The organism is Bacillus sp. S4, assembly GCF_040838205.1.
Lineage (GTDB): Bacteria > Bacillota > Bacilli > Bacillales > Bacillaceae_G > Bacillus_A > Bacillus_A cereus_U.
The window spans coordinates 1-20,855 of the sequence record NZ_JBFPJI010000018.1; the positions used below are offsets into that span (position 1 = coordinate 1).

The window sequence follows — 20,855 nt, forward strand, 5'->3', positions numbered from 1 at the left end:
AAATATGACAACACATTCCATCGAATTCCCAAAATTTCCATATATCATTTTTTTGTATAACGCAATAAAAAGCTATGAAACAACTCAAAAAGCCAATAAAACTATTTACTGGCTTTAAAAATTATTATATTAGACATTATTTTCTAATAATATCCATATTGTTCCTTCTCTTCTCGCTTGTCATTTAGTACGACACCAAGTAGTTTACCAGATGCCTTTTCTAAAATTTGTTTTGCTTTTACTATTTTATCTTTTTCTGTTTTTTCACTGCGCACGACAAGTATGACTCCATCACATTTGTTCGCCAGTATTTGTGCATCGGTAACCGCAAGAGTAGGCGGTGTGTCTATTAAAATAATATCAAACATGTTATATGCTTCTAGTAATACCTCGTCCATTACTCGATTTCCTAACAGTTCTGCTGGGTTTGGTGGTATTGGACCTGACGCCATTAAGTATACATTCTCTATCTCTGTTTTTTGAATGCATTGCATTAATTTTGCTTGTCCTAATAATACGTTCGTTAATCCATTTGAATGATGAATTGCAAATAAGTTTTGTATCGTCGGCTTACGTAAGTCAGCTCCGATTACTAAAACTTTCTTTCCTTGTTGACCGAAAACAACTGCTAAGTTTGCAACTGTCGTCGTTTTTCCGTCACCTGGATCTGCTGAAGTAACAATAAGAGAACGAATATGAGTATCTACAGATGTAAATTCAATATTTGTACGAATGTTACGGTATTGTTCTGCAATACGCGATTTAGGCTCTTTATGTGTAATTAATTGTTTTAATGGCTTTCTTTTTTTTCTCCCGAACATGTTCTAGTCTCCTTTTTTCAAACGCGACCCTTTATATGCTCGATGCACACGCCCATTTCATTCATGATCGATATATTACGCTTTTTATCTACTTATTTCCACTGGTAAATCCGTCCATTCTCTCCCATATCCCACCATACTCCATGCCATTCTATTTTGTCCTATGTAAAAACCGTAACAATATGACAATAGCTTCACTTCTTTTATGCCTTCATCATTTATCTCAAAATCGAGATAAATAATGAAGTAATTATATGGTAATTAAAATCAGTTCACAACTAATTTTCTGACTAGTTTGTATTTTTCTGTTTATATCGATATATATGGTAAATAAAAAAATCTTCCTGTATTTTCACAAGAAGATTTTTCTATTCTATCTATTCTTTTTTATCACCAATTGCAAATGTAATTTCAGCTTCGCACGCAACTTCACCATCCACTGTTGCGATTGCTTTTCCTTTTCCGATTGGACCACGTACGCGCGTCATTTCTACTTCTAAACGAAGTTGATCACCTGGGCGTACTTGTTTTTTGAAACGACAGTTGTCGATGCCTGCGAAGAAAGCAAGTCTGCCGCGGTTTTCTTCTTTCTTTAATACAGCAACTGCACCAACTTGCGCTAATGCTTCTACAATAAGTACACCAGGCATAACCGCATAGTCTGGGAAGTGTCCATTAAAGAACTCCTCGTTTGCAGATACATTTTTAATTCCAACCGCTCTTTTTCCCTCATCCACTTCTAATATTTTATCAACAAGTAAAAACGGATAGCGGTGAGGAATGATTTCTTTAATTTGTTCTATATTTAGCATGTAACAATCGCCCCTTTTGCAATATTGGTCTTACCACTTGGACATATTGTTATTATCCCATTTTGTTTATTATTTGTCATTATAAAGTGAAACTTTAATCAGTGGGGGGTTCCATCCCCCACTGATTATTAGTTGAACCAATCGGGCTTTTACGGGCAGTTGATCTCCCACCTAACTCCCTTGTATTCGCCGAATTTTAAGGTGGGAGTCTTACTGCCCGGCAAATAGCGGGATAAAGTACTACTTTACTTCCTATTATAAAAAAATGCACACACTCTATTCCATTAAAATAGTTGCACTTCCCAGCAACTGACACGGAGGTAGAAAAGAGTGTATGCCCAAATTAGGGAAAGGCAATATGTATTCGAACATTTTTTGCCTTAATGTCGTATTCGACTCATTATATTACAAACGTTTTCAAATATGGAAATATTAAATTTAACCATATATATGAATATTTTACCTGTTTTCTCTATTTTTCTCTATTTTTCTTCTATTTTCTTAATAAATTAAAAAAATATAAAGATATAAAAAAATAAAAAGGACCAAGGTTTGATACCTTAGTCCTTCTCACTTTATCCCGATTGGTGAAGGCTAATAATCAGCGGGGGATGAACCTCCCACTGATTAAAGTTTCACTTTATTTCAATGCACGACGTGGTAATTTATCGATATTCTCTAACATAATACCTGTACCAATAGCAACACATTGCATTGGGTTTTCAGCGATTAATACTGGTACCTTTAATTCTTCTGCTAGAAGCATGTCGATACCGTGTAATAAAGCTCCACCGCCTGTTAGAATAACACCGCGGTCGATAATGTCCGCAGATAGTTCTGGTGGTGTACGCTCTAGTACGCCTTTTGCAGCTTGTACAATGATAGCTGCGTCTTCTTTTAGTGCTTCTGTAATTTCTTCAGAGCATACTGTAATTGTACGTGGTAAACCTGTTACCATGTCACGTCCGCGAATTTCAAGCTCTTCACTACGTGCACCTGGGAATACTGTACCAACTTTAATTTTAATATTTTCTGAAGTACGTTCTCCAATTAATAACTTATACTTACGTTTAACGTAGTTTAAGATTTCCATATCAAACTTATCGCCAGCCATTTTGATAGAGGAAGAGGTAACAATATCACCCATAGAAAGTACGGCAATATCTGTTGTACCTCCACCAATATCAACAACCATGTTTCCGCTTGGCTGGAAGATTTCCATACCAGCACCAACTGCGGCTACTTTTGGTTCTTCTTCTAAAAATACTGTTTTACCACCTGAACGTTCAGCAGCCTCACGAATTGCTTTTTGCTCTACAGATGTGATATTTGTTGGACAGCAAATTAAAATACGAGGTTTTGAAAAGAAGCTCTTCACGTCCAATTTGTTAATGAAATACTTTAGCATTGCTTCTGTAATGTCGAAATCTGCGATTACACCATCTTTAAGTGGACGAATTGCCACAATATTACCAGGTGTACGTCCCACCATACTTCTTGCTTCTTCACCTACTGCTAATACTTTTCCACTATTACGATCAATTGCCACAACAGATGGCTCATTTAATACAATACCCTTACCTTTAACATGAATTAATACGTTAGCCGTACCTAGGTCAATTCCGATATCTCGCGCAAACATTCCCGTCATTTCCTCCTCGATATTCAAAATCAGGTTACACCCGAATTCTTTTACACCTAATTTCTGATTTTATCATAAATTTAACAGAAACGTAATATTCGCAAAAAGAATTCTTCTGAAAATTATTACCGAATTCGCAAGGAATGTTTGCTATTTTAGATTTATTGGCGCACAGGGTTTTCTGTATCTTCTTTTCGATACTTCTGCTTTGTTGCTTCTCCTCCTCTTAAATGACGAATAGACTTATGATAATCAAGAATTTCCTTCACTTCATTTGCGAGCTCTGGATTAATTTCTGGCAAACGCTCTGTTAAGTCTTTATGGACTGTACTCTTTGATACCCCAAACTCCTTTGCGATTACACGCACTGTCTTTCTTGTCTCCACGATATACTTGCCAATCTTGATAGTTCTCTCTTTGATGTAATCGTGCACACCACTCGCCTCCCTAAATTGGATGTGAGAAGTGTGAAATGAGACTCGCTGCATACGACTATGAAGTAAATGTGAGTGCTGTTTGTAAGCGTTAAACATTCTTGGATTTATAATGAAATGATTCACGATTTCTCACCTCAAACACTCTCTTTGCATTGGTTTATACCATTGTATTGCCCGCACTACTGATATATGCTACATGTTCACTATTTTTGCGGACTAAGTTAAGAAAAATTACGTTTTTTTGTGAGAAATACGTTAACAATGACAATTATGGCGAAAAAAAGTGACACCTCTTTATAAAAGGTGTCACTCTTCTCTTTCATACTCTTCTTCTAACAACTGATGGTGGGGGACTTCTTTCTTACCGGCAATATAATAATATAAAGCGAATAAAACAAACAATAAAATGATAGCAATCGACAGAACAGATAAAAATGACACAGTATCCCCTCCCTTTTGTAATATATATTCGAGAATCTCGTCATTTTTCCTTGTTATTGCAACTTTTTTCTCGAAATTGATTATTTTTATATAAAAATAAAAAAATCAGCTCTCCTAATGAGAACTGATTTTTTCACTTTATTATTCTTGTGAAGAAGAACCGTTAGATGATTCTGTAGAACCATTCGTTGATTTTTCTTCTTTTTGAGATTTCTCATCTTGTTTGCCATTCGTCTCTTTATCACTAGTCGAGCCGCTTGTTGATTTTTCTTCTTTTTGAGATTTCTCATCTTGTTTGCCGTTCGTCTCTTTATCACTAGTCGAACCGCTTGTTGATTTCTCTTCTTTTTGAGACTTATCTTCTGTTTTATTTTCTGGTTTCGTGCTTGTTGACTTTTCTTCTTTTTGAGATTTGTCATCAGCTTTTTTACCAGAAGCATTTGTCGCCTTTGCAGCACCTGCATCAGCTTTAACTTCTGCTACTGATTTATTTAAATAACGCTCAGGGTTCACAGCCACATTGTCTTTACGTACTTCAAAGTGAACGTAAGAACCAGCCTCTTTATTCATTGCATTTAGACCTGATTTTCCTAACACTTCACCTTGCGCAACCCTTGCACCTTTTTCTACTTTCACATTGCCTAAGCTTTGATAAGATGCTGCTATACCATTTCCACTATCTACTGTTACAACATAACCAAGAAGTGAATCTTTTTCAGCCTTCGTTACTGTACCACTTAAAGCAGCTGTAACATCAAATTCTTTTCCGTTTTTCGCAGCAATGTCAATTCCTTTATTCGGGGAATATGTGTTGTTATAAAAGACAAGTGCTTTTTCTTGTTCCGCCTCTGATGCTGCATCTTCATAGAATTTCTTCTGTACTACTACTTCTGCATTTACTGCAGCTGGCATTTTCACTACTTCTGAAGATTTTGTTACCGGTACTGCTGGATCTTCCGATTGTGTATACGGTGTTGCTTGATCTTGGTTCGGAGCTTTCTTTGGATTAGCTCCCTGGAACCATAGCGCAACCATTAAGATTACCGCCGCACAAGCAATGTATAGTGCCGGAAACACCCATCTTTTTTGAAATAAATGTACTACCTTTTGTGACTTTTTACTATTTCTTCCTCGCATTCCATCATCACCTCAGCAATCATTTTGAACAATATTCACTCATCCTATACAACCTATAACTAATTACTTTTCGACAAAATCTGTAAAAATATGTATAAGAGTTGCAGAATTTCCGAGGAAATGATGAAAAAAGAAAAAACTGAGCGTTTGAGCTCAGTTTTTAGTCTAATTGTTTCTTCTTATATACGATTAAACATACAACAAGCGAAATGATAAACCAAACTGTAATGTTCAACACATGACCACCCATACTACTAAAGCCTGCTCCATCTACTAAACCGTTCATCGCTTTTGTAATATGAGATGTTGGGAGATATCCAATCATCGTCTTAATTGTTGTATTTTCAACAAATGCCTCAAATTGTACAGCTAAATACATCGTCATTAAAATAGGCATTCCGATTAATGATGTTTGCGGTACAGAAGATGCAAGTAATCCAATCATTGTTCCCATCGCGATAAATAAAATAATTCCACATAAGAATATCAATCCTACCAATGGAAGATTTATATTTAATTGATCTAAAATGAATAAATTCGCAATACAAATGATCATCGTCAGACCAGCTGTTAATAGACTCTTTCCAAGAAGAACTTCAACAGAAGATGCTGGCGATAACATTAACACACGTAATGTATGTTTTTCTTTTTCTTCTGCAATTACCATAGATTGAACAAAACCTGCGACAAACAGGAGAGACATTATAGTAGTAGTACCCAACACTTGCTTGCCCACTCCAAATTTGCTATATATAACCGAAAATATAAGTGGTAAAGATGCCATTAACAACACTTGTGAATTTGTCTTAAAATCTTGTACCTCTTTCCTAAAAATAGCTGATACACGTCTCATTGAAAATGTCATTATAATCCCCTCCCAGTAACTTCAATAAAGATATCGCCTAGCGTTGGTTCGTGTGAATGAATAGATAGTAATTCGCCTTTTTTCATCCATTCTGAAATGCGTTTTGCTCCTAATTCATCTTTTTGTACCGTTTCTTTTTGTTTATCTTTTAACACAACCTGTATTTGATCTTTCGCGTATTGCAAGCGAAGGTTTTCAGGTGTATCAAGCGCTACTATTTCGCCCCCACAAAGGAAGGCAATGCGGTTACAAAGCGTCTCTGCTTCGTCCATGTTGTGCGTTGTTAAGAAAATCGTTGTTCCTTCTTTATTTAAGTCTTTTAAGATTTTATGAATGTTTTGTACGTTTACCGGATCAAGTGCAGATGTTGGTTCATCTAAGAAGAGGATATCTGGTTTATGAAGAATTGCTCTTGCTAATGTGACGCGCTGCTTCATTCCTTTTGATAATTTTTTCACTTGTGTTTTTTTATCATCCAATAAGTTCACTTGTGCTAGCACTTCATCAATTCGTTCTTTTTTGCAATCGTATAAGTCACAAAATAATAGTAAGTTATCATAAATGCTAAGTCTTTCATATAAGCCGCTATTGTCTGTTAAAATACCGATTCGTTTGTAATCAATGCTACTTGGTCCTTTAATGTCTTTACCTAATACTCTTACAGTTCCAACGCTATGAAGCAATTGAGAAGTTAATATTTTTACTGTTGTCGTTTTCCCAGATCCACTCGGTCCGAGGAATCCGAAAATTTCTCCTTGCTTCACCTCAATATTTACATTTCGAAGTGCTGTTTTTCCATCGAAACTTTTCATTACATCTTTCATTTCAATTGCCAATGTCATTTCGTCATCCCCTTTGTTTTTCTTTTTATAGATGAAAGTCGCTTTAGCTCTTTTCGTTTGTTTGTTTCGCTTTTCTTGACTCAATCATATGAAAAACAAAGGGGTTACGCAGTAAAATACCGGTAAAAGGAGTATTTTTACCGGTGAATGAATCCTATTTTGAGCTTATTGAAGCGTTTTTCATAGCCCAATTACACCTTTTAATTCATCCATTCGTCCTTTCGAAAGCGGAATGGAGCTTTTCCGTTCATCATCCAAAATTAAACTAAAACTATTTCGTGTCCAAGTAATAACTTCTCGTACTCTTTGTAAATTAACGAGGTACGAGCGATGACATCTGAAGAATCCGAATCCTGTTAATCTCGCTTCTAATTCACTTAATGTTAATGCGCATACGAAATCGCCTTCCCGAACATGAATATGTGTCACTCCATTTTGCGTTTCAATGAAATGAATCTCCATCGGATCAAGTAAAATGATTTTATCATTCACTTTCGCTGGAATTCTTTCTAACTTCATTTGCGGAATCATTTGAACTACTTTTTCTCGATCGATCTCTTCAGCTTCTTCTTGCTCTATTTCTATCTTTTTCACACCATCATTGTTTAATATGTATACATCTTCTGTCAACGAAAGGGCATCCGATAAAAAGGAGGACGTAATAAAGATTGCCTTTCCTTGCTCTTTCATTTTCATAATCGCTTTTCGAATAATAATCGTACTCTCTGTATCTACATTTTGCTCTGGCTCTTCCAAAATAACTAAATCCGGATTATGAATCATAACTCGCCCAATATGAAGGCGCCTTTTCTCTGAAAATGACAATTTTTCTATTTTAACGTTTAACTTATCTAGGAGACCGACATATTGTACTACCTCTTCCATACTCATATTGAATTCATACAGACCTAACAAAAACTTGAAGTACTCCTTCACCTTCAAACGGTCGTATGCTTCATCTTTCAAAAAACAAAAACCGATGCGTGAATATACTTTCTTCCCAATTGGCTCCCCTTCGAACAACACACTGCCCGAAGAAGCCTCTTCTTCCCCGATAATAATACGGTGCAACACTTTAGCTGTATGATTATTGCATTGCAAAACAACACATTGTCCTTTTTCAACCTCCAGTTCAATTGCTGGTAACTGGCTCGTCTTCCCTAACTGTTTCAACTCCAATAACGCCATTCTGTCTCCCCCAAATGTTTTTTATCTTATTATACCAAACAGTTAATGGAAAATTATGATATTTTATACAACGCCACTTAAAATACGTCAACAAAGAAGGCCATCCATGTTAAAGGATAGCCTTCTTCTCTATTTCTGCTCCACCATATAAGTTTTCAACTGATCACGAAGTGCTCTTTTTAAGAATTTCCCTACAGATGTTTTCGGAATTTCATTTACGAATAAAATATCATCTGACATAAAGAGTACCTTCCATTTTTTTCTACAAATAATGACAAAAGGGGTGCCCCATAAGTCGAACTTTCCGACTAGGCGACAACCCTTTATATTTTCTCCTTGCTGAACAATACCATAGCAACTGAAATTATATTAACGATTTTTCGAATATATCTATCATAACTTACAATATATCAACGATTTTTTAAATATATCTATCGTTACTCACAATATATCAACGATTCGACGAGGAATATCGATTTACCGACAAAGTTTTACAATAGTAGCAACCTATATAATAAAGGTGTATGTGCACCATCATCTCTATTTTTTCACCATCAATTTCCCTTCATAATCGTTCATCGTTTTAATTTCGATTCCTTTATAATAATGAGCGACGATATCTGTATATTTCTTACCTTCTTGTGCCATACCATTCGCACCATACTGGCTCATACCAACGCCGTGACCGAAACCTTTCGTCTTAACGATGATGTTATCTCCTTCTTGTTTCCACGTAAAGTCTGAGGAGCGTAAATCTAACTTTTCACGAACTTGCTTTCCCGTTAATGTTTTCCCTTGAAATGCTACATCCTTTACACGCTTTCCTTCCGTAAGGTCCTTAATGTTTCCAACCTTTCCGTCTGCCAGCACCTTCACACCGAGGCGTTTTTGAAAGTCAGCTACTGTGAATGTTTGTTCACTCGTAAATTTCGGAGAGGCTTGATCCCACGGACTATCTACGCTTTTCAAATACGGATAATCATTCCCCCAATAATCAGCTGCATTTTCTGTTCGGCCGTTACTCGTTGAGAAGAAAGATGCTGAAATTGGTTTTCCCTCATACGTTAAAACTTGTCCTGCGGTTTTCGAAACGGCTTCCTCAATTTTCTTTAAATTACTTTCGTAGTTATTACCCCATTGTTTCTTCAATTCCTCTTTACTTTTGTACACTTGATCTTTCACCGTATCTGTCACGTCCGCATTGTTTTTCTTACCACCGCTTAGCATACGCTGCACTACAAATGTTCTTGCTGCTAATGCCTGCGCCTTTAGCGCCTCTATTTCAAAGCTGGCATTCATCTCAGAAGCTACTACACCGGCCACATACTCCTCCATAGGTAATGTTTCTACCTTCTTTTGCTGATCACGGTATACAGCAACTTGAACCGCTGTATCCACTTTCCCTGGAGCTGGTATACTTTCTATCGCTGGAGGAGTTTTAGAAGCTGCTTCTTCCCCTACTTTTGCTTTCGCAAACGGAATAACAAGAGCAGCAGGTACAATGATAACGAGCGCTATTAGGAGCGCTACTGTAATGAAAAGTGGCTTTGAAAATTTCATCCTATTCCCCCAATATAAAGTTGGATTCCTTTCATTCTTATGGAACTCCGGGATTTTTTAGAACATACTTGGGGCTATCGATATAAAGTGAAACTTTAATAAGGTGGAGTTTTGAGGTGGGAGTCTTAATGAACACAAATAGCGGGATAAAAAGAAAATTTTCTAAATATTTTCACTGAGACGTGCATAAGTATAGAATTTATTGACTATAACAGTAATAACCCAAAAAAAATAGCCTCTACGTCAAAAGACATAGAGACTACTTCAATTAAGCGTGAAGATCAGAAACTTCTTGTTCTTTCACTTCTTCTACTTTTTCGTTTACACGTTCAATAGTTGCACCTAATGCAGCTAATTTCTTATGGAAATCTACATAACCACGGTCAAGATGTTTTAACTCTGTTACACGAGTATAACCTTCTGATACTAAACCAGCTAAGATTAATGCTGCTGCAGCACGTAAATCAGTTGCGCCTACTTCAGCACCTTGTAAGCTACTTGGACCGTTCATAATTACAGAACGACCTTCGATTTTAATATCAGCATTCATACGACGGAATTCTTCAACGTGCATAAAGCGGTTTTCGAATACCGTTTCTGTAATCATACTTGTTCCATCAGCATGTAGTAATAATGCCATCATTTGTGATTGCATGTCTGTTGGGAAACCTGGATGAGGCATAGTTTTAATATCAACCGCTTTTAACTTATCTGGGCCGATAACACGCACACCTTCATTTTCCTCAATAATTTTAACACCCATTTCTTCCATTTTCGCTGTAATTGAGCGTAAATGTTCAGGCACAGCATTTTCAATTAAGATGTCTCCACCTGTAATTGCCGCTGCAACCATGAATGTTCCTGCTTCAATACGGTCAGGAATAATAGGGTGGTTTGCACCATATAATTTCTCAACGCCTTCAATACGAATCGTTCCAGTTCCAGCACCGCGTACTTTCGCTCCCATTGCATTTAAGAAGTTAGCTAAGTCAACGATTTCTGGCTCTTTCGCTGCGTTTTCAAGGACTGTTGTCCCTTTTGCTAATGTAGCTGCAGACATAATGTTTTCTGTTGCGCCTACGCTTGGGAAGTCTAAATAAATTTTAGCTCCTTTTAGTTCTCCCTCTACGTGTGCTTCAACAAATCCGTTACCAACTTTTACTTTCGCTCCCATTGCTTCGAAGCCTTTTAAATGTTGGTCAATTGGACGTGAACCAATTGCACATCCACCAGGAAGTGCAATACGAGCACGACCGTTACGTGCTAATAATGGTCCCATTACTTGAACAGATGCACGCATCTTACGTACATACTCAAATGGTGCTTCAATGTTTAATTCTTTAGAAGAATCGATTGTTACTTGGTTATTTTCAAATACGACTTCAGCATTTAAATGACGTAATACCTCGTTAATTGTGTATACATCAGATAATACTGGTACTTCAGATAGTACATTCTTTCCGTCACTCGCTAATAGGGCTGCAGCGATTATAGGTAATACAGCATTTTTTGCGCCCTCAACACGCACTGTGCCGCTTAACCGCTTTCCGCCACGGACGATGATCTTTTCCAAATTATTCCCCTCCGTGTCCTTTTTTCAGTATCTATTCACTCAATACTCAGAAGTTATGATCGGTGTGCCAACCACAATTGTATCTTTGTTGTTTGTAGAACGTATTGCTATTTGCACATTTATTTTCTCTCTATTTGTTGAAAGAGCGTCATTCCACTTTTTATTATATGCGGAGACTGATACAAATGCTCTTTCTTCTATCTGCTCGATCGCTCTTGCTGAAAGATCTTTCAAAACCTGATTGGTTTTATTTTGCAAAACACCTTCAATCTTATCATTCAATACACCTTGAACACAAGTGTAAATTATAGGTTTTTCGCTAAAAATCCCATTCATTCTCTGAACATACTTTGGGTCCCATTTCGCCCCGCTCACTTCAAAAATAATAAAAGTGTTTTCTTTAGTATTTTCCTTACTCCAAGTTACTACTATTCGTTCTTCATGTGAAGAATATTTTTTATAGGATGTAGCCTTATATCCATCTGGAGATTGTTCTAATTCCCAACTTTCGATGTTTGCCTCTTCCTTCACATCGTTTAACAGTTTTTGAAACGTATGTATATTAGAAATTGTTTTCGTTTCTCGCGCTAACCATGACCACCGCTCTACTTTTGCATCGTTCTTCTCTAAAGCTGCAATCATGCTCTCCATTTTCTGTTCATCGCTTATAGGTTTCATCTCTTTATATCCAACCAAAAATAAAACAACACTTACGATAACGATAAGAATGGCTTTAAACTTCAATTTCATCCCCTCCTATCCCCATTGTTAACGGAGATATGAGGTTCTATACACTTACTTTACTAAATACGTTAAACTCTTTGAATAGCCTAAATAATCAAGGAAAAAGTTACTTACAGATGTCCCAATTGTAATTGTAATTAGGATGAGTAATACTCTCGTCTGCATCACTTTCCCAGATTTCATTAAGCGCTCAATGTGAATACCTTGTAAGGCCCACCACGTAATGGTAATAAATAATAAATGTGAAACAATGGCAATCAGTGCTTGTTGCCCTAAAAGATGTGCCAAAAAATCGACCCCTTTTTTTGCTTGGCTACTACTTACGCAAAATGTAAAAAACGATACCATAAATAAGTAGGAACCACACTTTTTCACACGCAAATAAGCATCTTACATTTTACATCGTAATTTTCTGTTAAAAAACATATACCTATAGGTGTTTTCATTTGCTGTTACTCCACAATAAAAAGCGTAGAGTACGGACTCTACACCTTTTATTTTTACTATTGTACCACGTTCCCTAAGAAGAAGAAATCTTTCATTAATGGAAAATATTCATAGAAGAAATTGTAACCAATCATCGGCATAATCCCCAGTATTACAATTGAAATTGCGCAAAGACTCATGACAATCTTTATATTTAACGGTAACCGAAGCTTTTCTTCTGTCTCTCCCGTGCGGAAAAACATTTGCTGTAATATCCGGAAGTAATATACGAATGAAATAACTGTTGTCCCCATCATAATAGAAACTAATACGTAATGAGCAGGTTCAACATGAAGTGCCCCTAAAAAGATGTTAATTTTCCCGATGAAACCTGCTGTCCCCGGTATTCCAGCTAACGATAAAATAAAGATCGTCATCACTATAGCTGTAAAGGGAGATCGCTTATATAACCCTGTAAAAATCGTCATATTTTCCTTATCATTTTGTAAGATTAATCCGTGGATGATTGCAAATGCTCCTATATTCATAAGCATATATGCAAGCATATAAAACCACATACTATCCATCGTAAACTGTGATAGCGCTACAAGGGGAACTAGCAAATACCCAGCATGCGCGATACCTGAATAGGCAAATAGACGTTTTACGTTGTATTGCTTTAATGCTACTACATTCCCAACAATCATCGTAATACTCGCTAGCACCGCAATGTATATGCTCATACGCCCGTACAAAGATTGTGCGTCTCCTTGGACTGCCACGCCTGCAAACACCATAAGAAACAAACGCGTAATGAGTAGAAATCCAGCAATTTTAGAAATCGTTCCGAGGAAAGCAGTGACAGGTGTAGCCGCTCCCTCATACACATCTGGTGCCCACATATGAAATGGCACTGTTGCAATTTTGAACGAGAGTCCAACGAGCAGTAGTAGAAATGCAAGAGCTAACAATAATTGAATGCCACCAGCCAGCTCTTGCGTAAATACCTTTTGCATTTCCACTATGTTGGTCGACCCTGTAATACCGTATAAGTAGCTCATTCCAAAGAGCGTAATTGCTGTTCCAATTCCTCCGTTAATGACGTATTTCATCGCTGCCTCATTTGATGCGCGGTTTCTCTTTCGGATTCCTACTAGAATATACGAAGAAAGCGAGAGCAGTTCTAAACCAACGAACAATGTGATGAAATCAACGCTAGAAGCCATGAACATCGCTCCTAGGAGCGCCATTAAAAACAAGTAATAATATTCTCCTTTATCTTGAATAGGCTCCTTCTTGTCATCGCTCATTGCCATACATAAAACGAGAGCTGCTCCGCCTAACAACAACGTTTTAAACCCTTTTGAAAATCCATCTAGCACAAACGATCCGTTTAAAATATCTCCTGCCGGTTCGCTGTATAGCGAAATTAATGACACTATCGCTAACAAGACAGCGGCAATTGCACTAATCGCTACGTACCTATGGTTCAGCTTAAAAAACAAATCACATATGGAAAGAAGGATGGCCGCCCCGAGAATAATGAATTCTGGTACCATGAGATGCCATGATAAGCTAAGTAATGTGTTCATATCCATCCTACTTCACCCCCAATGTTTTCAATGTAGTTTGAAGTGGATCCCCTAGTAGTTCTGGCATTACCCCAATTGCAATAATACAAACGATAAGCACTATAACAGGAACATACTCCCATCCGTGTATATCAGATTTCACTTCCCATTCTTTCTTACCAAATGTCACTTGAAGTGTCGCTCTTAATACGTATACAGCGGTCAAAATAATTCCAAGTACACCTGCGGCAGCGATAACCGGTTTTCCTTGGAATAAACCGAGAAAGGCAAGGAATTCGCTAATAAATCCAGACATCCCTGGCATTCCAAGCGATGCCATACCGCCCGCTAGGAAGAAACCGCTAAGTACTGGAACACTTTTTGCAAGTCCACCAAGTGCTGTAATATCCGAAGTCCCGAAACGCTCTTCAATAATGCCAAGCAAGAAGAAGAGCAAGGCCGCAATTAAGCCGTGAGACACAACTTGGAACAGCGCCCCTTGTGTACCTGGTGCATTTAACGCCGCAAGACCCATTAATACAATGCCCATATGCGAAATACTAGAGTAAGCAAGTACCTTTCTAAAGTCCGTTTGGATGAGTGCTAGAAAGGCCCCATACAATAAATTAATTACCCCTAAAATCGCGATTAGCGTTGCAAAATCACGAAAATATTCTGGGAATAATCCTTTCCCGAAGCGAACAATACCGTACGCGCCAATCTTCAGCAAAACCCCCGCATGAAGCATAACTACAGCAGGATGCGCTTCTATATGTACATTGACCATCCAGCGATGCAAAGGGAAAACAGGGAGTTTAATCGCAAAAGCAATCATTATGGCAAGAAACAAGCCGAACTGTAAGCTACTTGAGACAGCCATTCCTCCCCCAGCACCTACACTCGTTAATATTTCTTTAAGCTCCGCAATATTTGTCGTACCTGTTTTCGCAAATAAAACCGAGAAAACGATAAGTAAAATAGCTGATCCAATACCGTTATATATTAAATAACTATATGCAGCCTTTTCACTCGACAATTTCCCCCACTTGCCAATTAATAAAAACATTGGCGGCAACGTAATTTCAAAGAAGATGAAGAACAGCATTAAATTTTGAGCAGCGAAGACACCGAGCATCCCTATTTCTAACATGAGTAACAGCATGTAGAATGCTTTCAAATTTCTTTTAATAGAAAATGCCGCAATAGCTGCAAGCATCGCTAGAAGGGCTGTGAGCACCATCATTACAAGCGATAAACCATCAATACCAAGCTCGTAATAAATTGAAAACCACCTTTTGTCCACTGCTGTGAAATCCCCAAATTTAATCCATTTCACTTTTTCATCAAATATCGATAAACTCTTTCCTGAAGCGTATGTACAAGCAAGGACGATAGCAATTCCAAATGGAAGCGCCGTTCCGAATAAACCAAGCGCCTGCACTGTACGCGATTCTCGTTTCGGCGTTAATAAAAGCAAGAGAATTCCTAAAAGTGGGGAAAAAATGAAGAACGTTAATAGCAATCCATTCATCGTAAATCCCCTCCCGTATATAACAAAATAATTAGGAGCACTGCGAGCGAAACTGCTGTTACAGTTCCATACACTTGTACATTCCCGTTTTGAAGCCGTGATCCTAGGCCACTCATACCTTTAACGAATCCAGCAATTAAAACTGCGATTCCTTCTACAACGTATACTTCAAATAAGCGAAGCACATGAGCGATTCCTTTCGTAATAGGAAGCACCGTCACATTGTATAGTTCATCCACATAATATTTTTCTTTCAAAAGGTTATAAAGAGGCGTCCCTTCTCCGCCGGCCCAATCTCTAGAGATTGATTTCTTACCATATATGAAATATGCGAGGGCAATTCCCGCAAATGAAACGAGCGTCGCAACAACCATAATCCAAACAGGTCCATGCACTTCCTTCACCTTGAATCCTATATCCTTCGTCAGCCAATCCCCAAGAAACGTCCCGAACCACGGTGTATTTATATAGCCTGCCACTACCGCAAGAACACCAAGGACAATCATCGGATACGTCATGGTGCGAGGCGATTCATGCACCTCTTCCTTCGTCTTCGTTTCCCCTGTAAAGACAAGAAAGTATAGACGGAACATATAAAATGCTGTTAGAAATGCCGCAATTACTGCTAAAACGAATAGAAAGTAATTGCCATTCATCCAAGCCGCCGCTAAAATTTCATCTTTACTAAAAAATCCGGAAAGAAGAGGAACACCACTAATTGCAAGTGTGCCTATTAAAAATAGTGCACCGGTTACTTTCATCTTTTTCTGTAAACCGCCCATTTTATTAATGTTTTGCGTATGGGCTGCATGAATTACACTTCCTGCTGCCAGAAACAATAATGCTTTAAAAAAGGCGTGTGTCGTTAAGTGAAAGATACCAGCTACATAACCAGCAGAGCCTAGCGCAAGCATCATATACCCGAGCTGACTAACTGTAGAATAAGCAAGAACCCTCTTAATATCTGTTTGCACTAGACCAATAGAGGCCGCAAAGATTGCGGTGAAAGCCCCAACGATTGCCACAGTTTGCATCGCTACCGCACTTGCTGAAAATAGCGGAAACATCGTCGCTACTAAATATACGCCGGCTGCAACCATCGTTGCCGCGTGAATAAGTGCCGAAACAGGCGTCGGTCCTTCCATTGCATCTGGCAACCATGTATGAAGCGGGAACTGACCCGATTTCCCCATCGCACCGATAAAAATTAATATCGCCGTTATTGTAATCATAGAAGGAGAGAGGTCGCCCGTATGAATCGCTTTAAAAATCGCGTCATATTCAAAACTACCTGCGTGCCAAAAAATTAAAATCATCCCAACAAATAGCCCAACATCCCCAATGCGTGTCATAATAAAAGCCTTTTTCGCAGCAGCCTTCGCTTCTTCTTTAAAGAAATAAAAACCGATAAGTAAAAACGAACCAAGGCCGACTAACTCCCAAAATATATAAAGCTGTAATAAATTCGTCGATATAACTAGCCCAAGCATCGCAAATGTAAAGAGCCCTAAATATGCATAAAAGGTTGATAATCTGGCGTCACCTTTCATATAACCTTTTGAGTACACATGTACAAGAAAACTCACAAGCGTAACGATAAACAACATTAAAGCTCCTAATGCGGTAACTTCAAAACCAAATGATATATCTATATCTCCTACCCTAAGCCATACCCACTTATGCTTCACTGCCTCGGATGAAAACCGTTCTATTAGTACCACTACCGCGGATATAAAGGAGAGAAAGGTAAAGAAAATACCTAGTACACTACTTCCCTCTCTAATTTTCTTCCCGAACACAATAAGTAACAAAAACGAAACAAGCGGGAAAAGCGGTATGAGCCATGCATAATCGATCATTGTTTCCTTCCCCCTTTTCGGTCACAATGCTATCCTTTGAGCGTATCCATCTCATCTACATGAACTGTCGGGCGATTACGGTACAAAGCAATCAAAATTGCAAGACCTACCGCTGCCTCCGCTGCCGCTACAGACATCGTAAACAGCGAAAAAATTTGTCCTGTTAAATTCGGAAACAAGCCTAATTTACTAAACGCTACTAAATTTAAATTGGCCGCATTTAGCATCAATTCGATACAAACTAATACAATTACTGTATTTCGCTTTGTTAAAGCTCCAAATAAGCCGATGCAAAACAAAATAATCGCAAGTGTTAAATACGCAGAAGCTGGAACGCTACTCATGGGGAATCCTCCTCTCCCTCATCCTTCTTCGCAAGGATAATCGCTCCTACAAGTGCTACAAGTAAAAGAACTGAGGTTAACTCAAATGGAATAATATATTTTGAATAGAGAAGTGTACCGATTTGAAGTGTGTTGTTTTCATGGAGAGGTAAACTTCCTTGTGTGCTTTGATTTGAAAAATCGATACTATTAACAGCGAAATACATAACTGCTCCAAATGCTACAACCGCAAAGAAGATAATCCATTTTCGAAGAGTAAGGCGCGATTCATTTTCCGCGTTATGTTTCGTTAACATAATGCCAAAAATCATAATAATAGTGATCGCACCAGAGTAAAGTAAAATTTGTGCAACTCCGATAAATTCGGCTGATAAGAGAAAGTACAAACCCGCAATGCTAAGGAACGTAAGCACAAGGGCCAGCATCATATGCATTACTTTCGTTAAATTCAGCATAAGAACGCCGCCGATAATCGCAGACAAGGATAATATAAAGAAAGCTACAAACTCGCCATTCATGCTTTATTCTCCTTCCTGACGTTCTCGTCGTTCTCGTCAAGCCACTGCAAATTTTTAAATAAATCATCACGTGAATACTCTGCGAGTTCAAAGTTATTTGTCATTACAATCGCCTCTGTCGGGCAAACTTCTGTACATAAATCGCAAAGAATACAAATTTCAAAATTAATATCATACGTGTCGATAATTTTTCCTTTTTTTGTAGGATCAGGATGTTTTTTTCCTGTTAATTGAATGCAATCTGTCGGACAAATGTTGGAACACTGATTACAAACAATACATTTCTCTGGATAAAACTTTTGAATACCTCGAAAGCGGTCTGGTAATGGCAACGGTTGATTTGGATAATCATACGTCACCTTTTTCTTACTCAAATTACTAAGCGTATATTTTAACCCTTTAAATAGTCCTTTCATCTCTTGCTGGCACCCCCTTCATAGATTAGAAGAATAGCTCCTTAATCAATGCCGTTAAGAAAATATTTGCAAGTGCGATTGGTAATAATACTTTCCATCCAAACTCCATTAACTGGTCACCTCTTATACGCGGGAACGTAACGCGGAACCAAATCAATAGAAAGACCACACTGCTAAATTTCAAAGCAAACCATACGGCTCCTGGAATAAATCCAAGGAACATAACTGGATTCCATCCGCCTAAAAAGAGTACTGTAATTAAAGATGCCATTCCGAAAAAATATACATACTCTGAAAGCATGAAAAACGCCCAGCGAAACCCTGAGTATTCCGTATGGTATCCTGAAACAAGTTCTGACTCCGCTTCTGGTAAATCAAACGGCGTCCTATTTAACTCTGCAACTGCCGCGATTAAGAAAATGACGAAACCGATTGGCTGTGCGAAAATGTACCATACCTTCTCCTGCGCCGCTACAATTTCATTCAAGTTAAGACTACCAGCTAACAAAACGACACCAATTACACTCATCACAAGTGGAATCTCATAAGAAATCATTTGTGCCGCCGCTCGCATCCCTCCTAAAAGGGAATATTTATTATTTGATGCCCATCCCCCAGTTACGACGCCGATCGTCGTAATCCCAGAAACAGCAATGTAATACAGTAACCCTACGCCAATATCCGCGAACTGAAATTTATCGGTAAACGGGATAACCGCAAGCACCATAAATGCTGGTGCAAATGCAATAACAGGTGCTAATATAAACAACGGTTTATCAGCAGCTTTAGGAATGCTATCTTCTTTTAATAATAGTTTCAAAACATCAGCTACCGTTTGGAGTAAACCGAACCGGCCCCCAACTTGGTTTGGCCCAATCCGTCCTTGCATAAATCCCATCACTTTCCGTTCTGCCAAAATACCGTATGTAACGAAGCCAAGGACTGCAAATAATAGAAGCACCGCTAACCCGAAAAAAATGAAGAAATTCGTCCAGCTTGAAGGTGATTGTAAGAGCGTCTCAATCATTAGCCGTCAACCTCCCCAAGTACAATATCAACCCCACCTAAAATAGTAATTAAATTGGCGATATTTTCACCTTTCAATAATTTCGGTAAGATTTGCAAATTATAAAAAGACGGTCTACGAAATTTCAAACGGTACGGCTCTTTCTTTCCATCACTAGCAATATAACAACCAATCTCTCCCCGCGGTGACTCTATACGGACGAACGCTTCTCCCTTAGGTGCTTTAATAATTTTCGGGACTTTCGCCAGCACAGCGCCGTCTTTCGGGAACTGCTCGGCTGCTTGCTCAATAATTTTCAATGACTCCTCAATTTCCTCCATCCGGCAAACGTAACGATCCCAAGCATCTCCCGTACTCCCAACAGGAACATCAAAGTCAAAACGATCGTAAATAGAATACGGCTCATCTTTACGAAGATCCCAGTTTACCCCCGTGCACCGTAAATTTGCTCCGCTTAAAGAATATGAAATTGCCTCTTCGGCGTTATATACGCCAACGCCCTTCACACGATTTAAGAAAATTTCATTTCCACTAACGAGGTCGTGGTAACCTGCCAATTGCTCTCTCATATACGGAACAAACTCTTTCACCTTTTCAATCCAGCCGTCTGGCGCATCCCACTTCACGCCGCCGACTCTCATATAGTTGAAAGTAAGCCTTGCACCGCACAATTCAGTTAATAAATTTATAATCATCTCTCGTTCACGAAAGGCGTATAGAAACGGGCTAACCGCTCCTATATCAAGCAAGTTCGTTCCCCACCAGACGAGATGACTCGCAACTCTCCCAAGCTCCATCGCAAGCACCCGTAAATATTCAGCACGCTCCGGAATCTCAAGATCCATCATCGTCTCTACAGCATGGCAAAGGACGTAATTATTCGTCATCGCTGATAGATAGTCCATTCGATCTGTATACGGGATAATTTGCGTATATTGTAAGCTCTCAGCGATCTTTTCTGTTCCGCGATGCAAATATCCGATAACCGGTGTAGCCTCTTTAATAATTTCCCCGTCAATCTTAATTACAAGCCGAAACACACCATGTGTACTCGGGTGCTGCGGTCCTACATTTAAGAGCATCTCTTCCGTACGGATCACA

21 protein-coding genes are annotated in these 20,855 nt (G+C 38.4%); all 21 read right to left on the minus strand.

Going from position 1 to position 20,855, the window contains the following annotated elements; translation table 11 throughout:
• Positions 1-143: 143 nt before the first annotated feature.
• Positions 144-821, minus strand: a complete 678-nt coding sequence (locus AB3X48_RS04495; RefSeq protein ID WP_367958900.1) for a CpsD/CapB family tyrosine-protein kinase — start codon at positions 819-821, stop codon at positions 144-146.
• Between the two features lie 377 nt (positions 822-1,198).
• A complete protein-coding gene (fabZ, locus tag AB3X48_RS04500) occupies positions 1,199-1,633 on the minus strand; it encodes a 3-hydroxyacyl-ACP dehydratase FabZ (protein WP_000931959.1) in 435 nt (144 codons plus the stop codon).
• A gap of 640 nt (positions 1,634-2,273) precedes the next feature.
• The gene (locus tag AB3X48_RS04505) at positions 2,274-3,275 is read right to left on the minus strand and encodes a rod shape-determining protein (RefSeq protein WP_016106696.1); all 1,002 of its coding nucleotides are present in this window, start codon (positions 3,273-3,275) and stop codon (positions 2,274-2,276) included.
• 161 nt (positions 3,276-3,436) lie between these two features.
• The gene (gene spoIIID, locus AB3X48_RS04510; protein ID WP_002089714.1) at positions 3,437-3,709 is read right to left on the minus strand and encodes a sporulation transcriptional regulator SpoIIID; all 273 of its coding nucleotides are present in this window, start codon (positions 3,707-3,709) and stop codon (positions 3,437-3,439) included.
• Between the two features lie 309 nt (positions 3,710-4,018).
• Positions 4,019-4,153 carry a hypothetical protein gene (locus AB3X48_RS04515; RefSeq protein ID WP_002016211.1) on the minus strand — a complete coding sequence of 45 codons (135 nt, stop codon included), beginning with the start codon at positions 4,151-4,153 and terminating at the stop codon, positions 4,019-4,021.
• Positions 4,154-4,294: 141 nt separating this feature from the next.
• Positions 4,295-5,290, minus strand: a complete 996-nt coding sequence (spoIIQ, locus tag AB3X48_RS04520; RefSeq protein ID WP_088099713.1) for a stage II sporulation protein SpoIIQ — start codon at positions 5,288-5,290, stop codon at positions 4,295-4,297.
• 160 nt (positions 5,291-5,450) lie between these two features.
• Positions 5,451-6,155, minus strand: a complete 705-nt coding sequence (locus AB3X48_RS04525; protein ID WP_088099714.1) for an ABC transporter permease — start codon at positions 6,153-6,155, stop codon at positions 5,451-5,453.
• The gene (locus tag AB3X48_RS04530; protein ID WP_088099715.1) at positions 6,155-6,997 is read right to left on the minus strand and encodes an ABC transporter ATP-binding protein; all 843 of its coding nucleotides are present in this window, start codon (positions 6,995-6,997) and stop codon (positions 6,155-6,157) included. Before AB3X48_RS04530 ends, AB3X48_RS04525 begins: the two co-directional genes overlap by 1 nt.
• 180 nt (positions 6,998-7,177) lie before the next feature.
• Entirely contained in the window at positions 7,178-8,185 is a 1,008-nt protein-coding gene (locus AB3X48_RS04535) for a LytTR family transcriptional regulator DNA-binding domain-containing protein (protein WP_088099716.1), read from the minus strand.
• A 540-nt stretch (positions 8,186-8,725) separates the two neighbouring features.
• Complete coding sequence (gene spoIID / locus AB3X48_RS04540; RefSeq protein WP_070147041.1) at positions 8,726-9,745, minus strand: stage II sporulation protein D; 1,020 nt, start codon at positions 9,743-9,745, stop codon at positions 8,726-8,728.
• 268 nt (positions 9,746-10,013) lie between these two features.
• Complete coding sequence (gene murA / locus AB3X48_RS04545; protein WP_002068497.1) at positions 10,014-11,318, minus strand: UDP-N-acetylglucosamine 1-carboxyvinyltransferase; 1,305 nt, start codon at positions 11,316-11,318, stop codon at positions 10,014-10,016.
• Positions 11,319-11,357: 39 nt separating this feature from the next.
• A complete protein-coding gene (locus AB3X48_RS04550) occupies positions 11,358-12,062 on the minus strand; it encodes a YwmB family TATA-box binding protein (protein WP_207634202.1) in 705 nt (234 codons plus the stop codon).
• A gap of 51 nt (positions 12,063-12,113) precedes the next feature.
• Complete coding sequence (locus AB3X48_RS04555) at positions 12,114-12,350, minus strand: DUF1146 family protein (protein ID WP_002113021.1); 237 nt, start codon at positions 12,348-12,350, stop codon at positions 12,114-12,116.
• A 215-nt stretch (positions 12,351-12,565) separates the two neighbouring features.
• A complete protein-coding gene (nuoN, locus tag AB3X48_RS04560) occupies positions 12,566-14,080 on the minus strand; it encodes an NADH-quinone oxidoreductase subunit NuoN (protein ID WP_337360605.1) in 1,515 nt (504 codons plus the stop codon).
• Between the two features lie 7 nt (positions 14,081-14,087).
• Positions 14,088-15,590: an NADH-quinone oxidoreductase subunit M gene (locus AB3X48_RS04565; protein ID WP_078174838.1), complete on the minus strand. Its 1,503-nt coding sequence runs from the start codon at positions 15,588-15,590 to the stop codon at positions 14,088-14,090.
• Positions 15,587-17,449, minus strand: coding sequence for an NADH-quinone oxidoreductase subunit L (gene nuoL / locus AB3X48_RS04570; protein ID WP_088099719.1), 1,863 nt, complete (start codon positions 17,447-17,449; stop codon positions 15,587-15,589). The genes AB3X48_RS04565 and nuoL overlap by 4 nt, the downstream gene beginning before the upstream one ends.
• Positions 17,450-17,478: 29 nt before the next feature.
• Positions 17,479-17,793, minus strand: a complete 315-nt coding sequence (gene nuoK, locus AB3X48_RS04575) for an NADH-quinone oxidoreductase subunit NuoK (protein WP_000100081.1) — start codon at positions 17,791-17,793, stop codon at positions 17,479-17,481.
• On the minus strand, positions 17,790-18,311 hold the full coding sequence (locus tag AB3X48_RS04580) for an NADH-quinone oxidoreductase subunit J (RefSeq protein WP_002159789.1): 522 nt from the start codon (positions 18,309-18,311) through the stop codon (positions 17,790-17,792). The genes nuoK and AB3X48_RS04580 overlap by 4 nt, the downstream gene beginning before the upstream one ends.
• Entirely contained in the window at positions 18,308-18,727 is a 420-nt protein-coding gene (gene nuoI / locus AB3X48_RS04585; RefSeq protein ID WP_000677191.1) for an NADH-quinone oxidoreductase subunit NuoI, read from the minus strand. Before nuoI ends, AB3X48_RS04580 begins: the two co-directional genes overlap by 4 nt.
• Before the next feature lie 25 nt (positions 18,728-18,752).
• Complete coding sequence (gene nuoH, locus AB3X48_RS04590; RefSeq protein WP_002144750.1) at positions 18,753-19,754, minus strand: NADH-quinone oxidoreductase subunit NuoH; 1,002 nt, start codon at positions 19,752-19,754, stop codon at positions 18,753-18,755.
• Positions 19,754-20,854, minus strand: coding sequence for an NADH-quinone oxidoreductase subunit NuoD (gene nuoD / locus AB3X48_RS04595; protein ID WP_088099720.1), 1,101 nt, complete (start codon positions 20,852-20,854; stop codon positions 19,754-19,756). The genes nuoH and nuoD overlap by 1 nt, the downstream gene beginning before the upstream one ends.
• Between the last annotated feature and the right edge of the window lies 1 nt (position 20,855).

What these genes read in the sequence shown, in the direction of transcription:
- nuoK (WP_000100081.1), bottom strand. Translation starts at nt 17,793, where the DNA reads ATGAGTAGCGTTCCAGCTTCTGCGTATTTAACACTTGCGATTATTTTG.
- AB3X48_RS04525 (WP_088099714.1), bottom strand. Translation starts at nt 6,155, where the DNA reads ATGACATTTTCAATGAGACGTGTATCAGCTATTTTTAGGAAAGAGGTA.
- AB3X48_RS04535 (WP_088099716.1), bottom strand. Translation starts at nt 8,185, where the DNA reads ATGGCGTTATTGGAGTTGAAACAGTTAGGGAAGACGAGCCAGTTACCA.
- fabZ (WP_000931959.1), bottom strand. Translation starts at nt 1,633, where the DNA reads ATGCTAAATATAGAACAAATTAAAGAAATCATTCCTCACCGCTATCCG.
- spoIIQ (WP_088099713.1), bottom strand. Translation starts at nt 5,290, where the DNA reads ATGCGAGGAAGAAATAGTAAAAAGTCACAAAAGGTAGTACATTTATTT.
- spoIID (WP_070147041.1), bottom strand. Translation starts at nt 9,745, where the DNA reads ATGAAATTTTCAAAGCCACTTTTCATTACAGTAGCGCTCCTAATAGCG.
- AB3X48_RS04580 (WP_002159789.1), bottom strand. Translation starts at nt 18,311, where the DNA reads ATGAATGGCGAGTTTGTAGCTTTCTTTATATTATCCTTGTCTGCGATT.
- AB3X48_RS04505 (WP_016106696.1), bottom strand. Translation starts at nt 3,275, where the DNA reads ATGTTTGCGCGAGATATCGGAATTGACCTAGGTACGGCTAACGTATTA.
- nuoI (WP_000677191.1), bottom strand. Translation starts at nt 18,727, where the DNA reads ATGAAAGGACTATTTAAAGGGTTAAAATATACGCTTAGTAATTTGAGT.
- nuoL (WP_088099719.1), bottom strand. Translation starts at nt 17,449, where the DNA reads ATGATCGATTATGCATGGCTCATACCGCTTTTCCCGCTTGTTTCGTTT.
- AB3X48_RS04530 (WP_088099715.1), bottom strand. Translation starts at nt 6,997, where the DNA reads ATGACATTGGCAATTGAAATGAAAGATGTAATGAAAAGTTTCGATGGA.
- nuoH (WP_002144750.1), bottom strand. Translation starts at nt 19,754, where the DNA reads ATGATTGAGACGCTCTTACAATCACCTTCAAGCTGGACGAATTTCTTC.
- AB3X48_RS04495 (WP_367958900.1), bottom strand. Translation starts at nt 821, where the DNA reads ATGTTCGGGAGAAAAAAAAGAAAGCCATTAAAACAATTAATTACACAT.
- nuoN (WP_337360605.1), bottom strand. Translation starts at nt 14,080, where the DNA reads ATGAACACATTACTTAGCTTATCATGGCATCTCATGGTACCAGAATTC.
- AB3X48_RS04565 (WP_078174838.1), bottom strand. Translation starts at nt 15,590, where the DNA reads ATGAATGGATTGCTATTAACGTTCTTCATTTTTTCCCCACTTTTAGGA.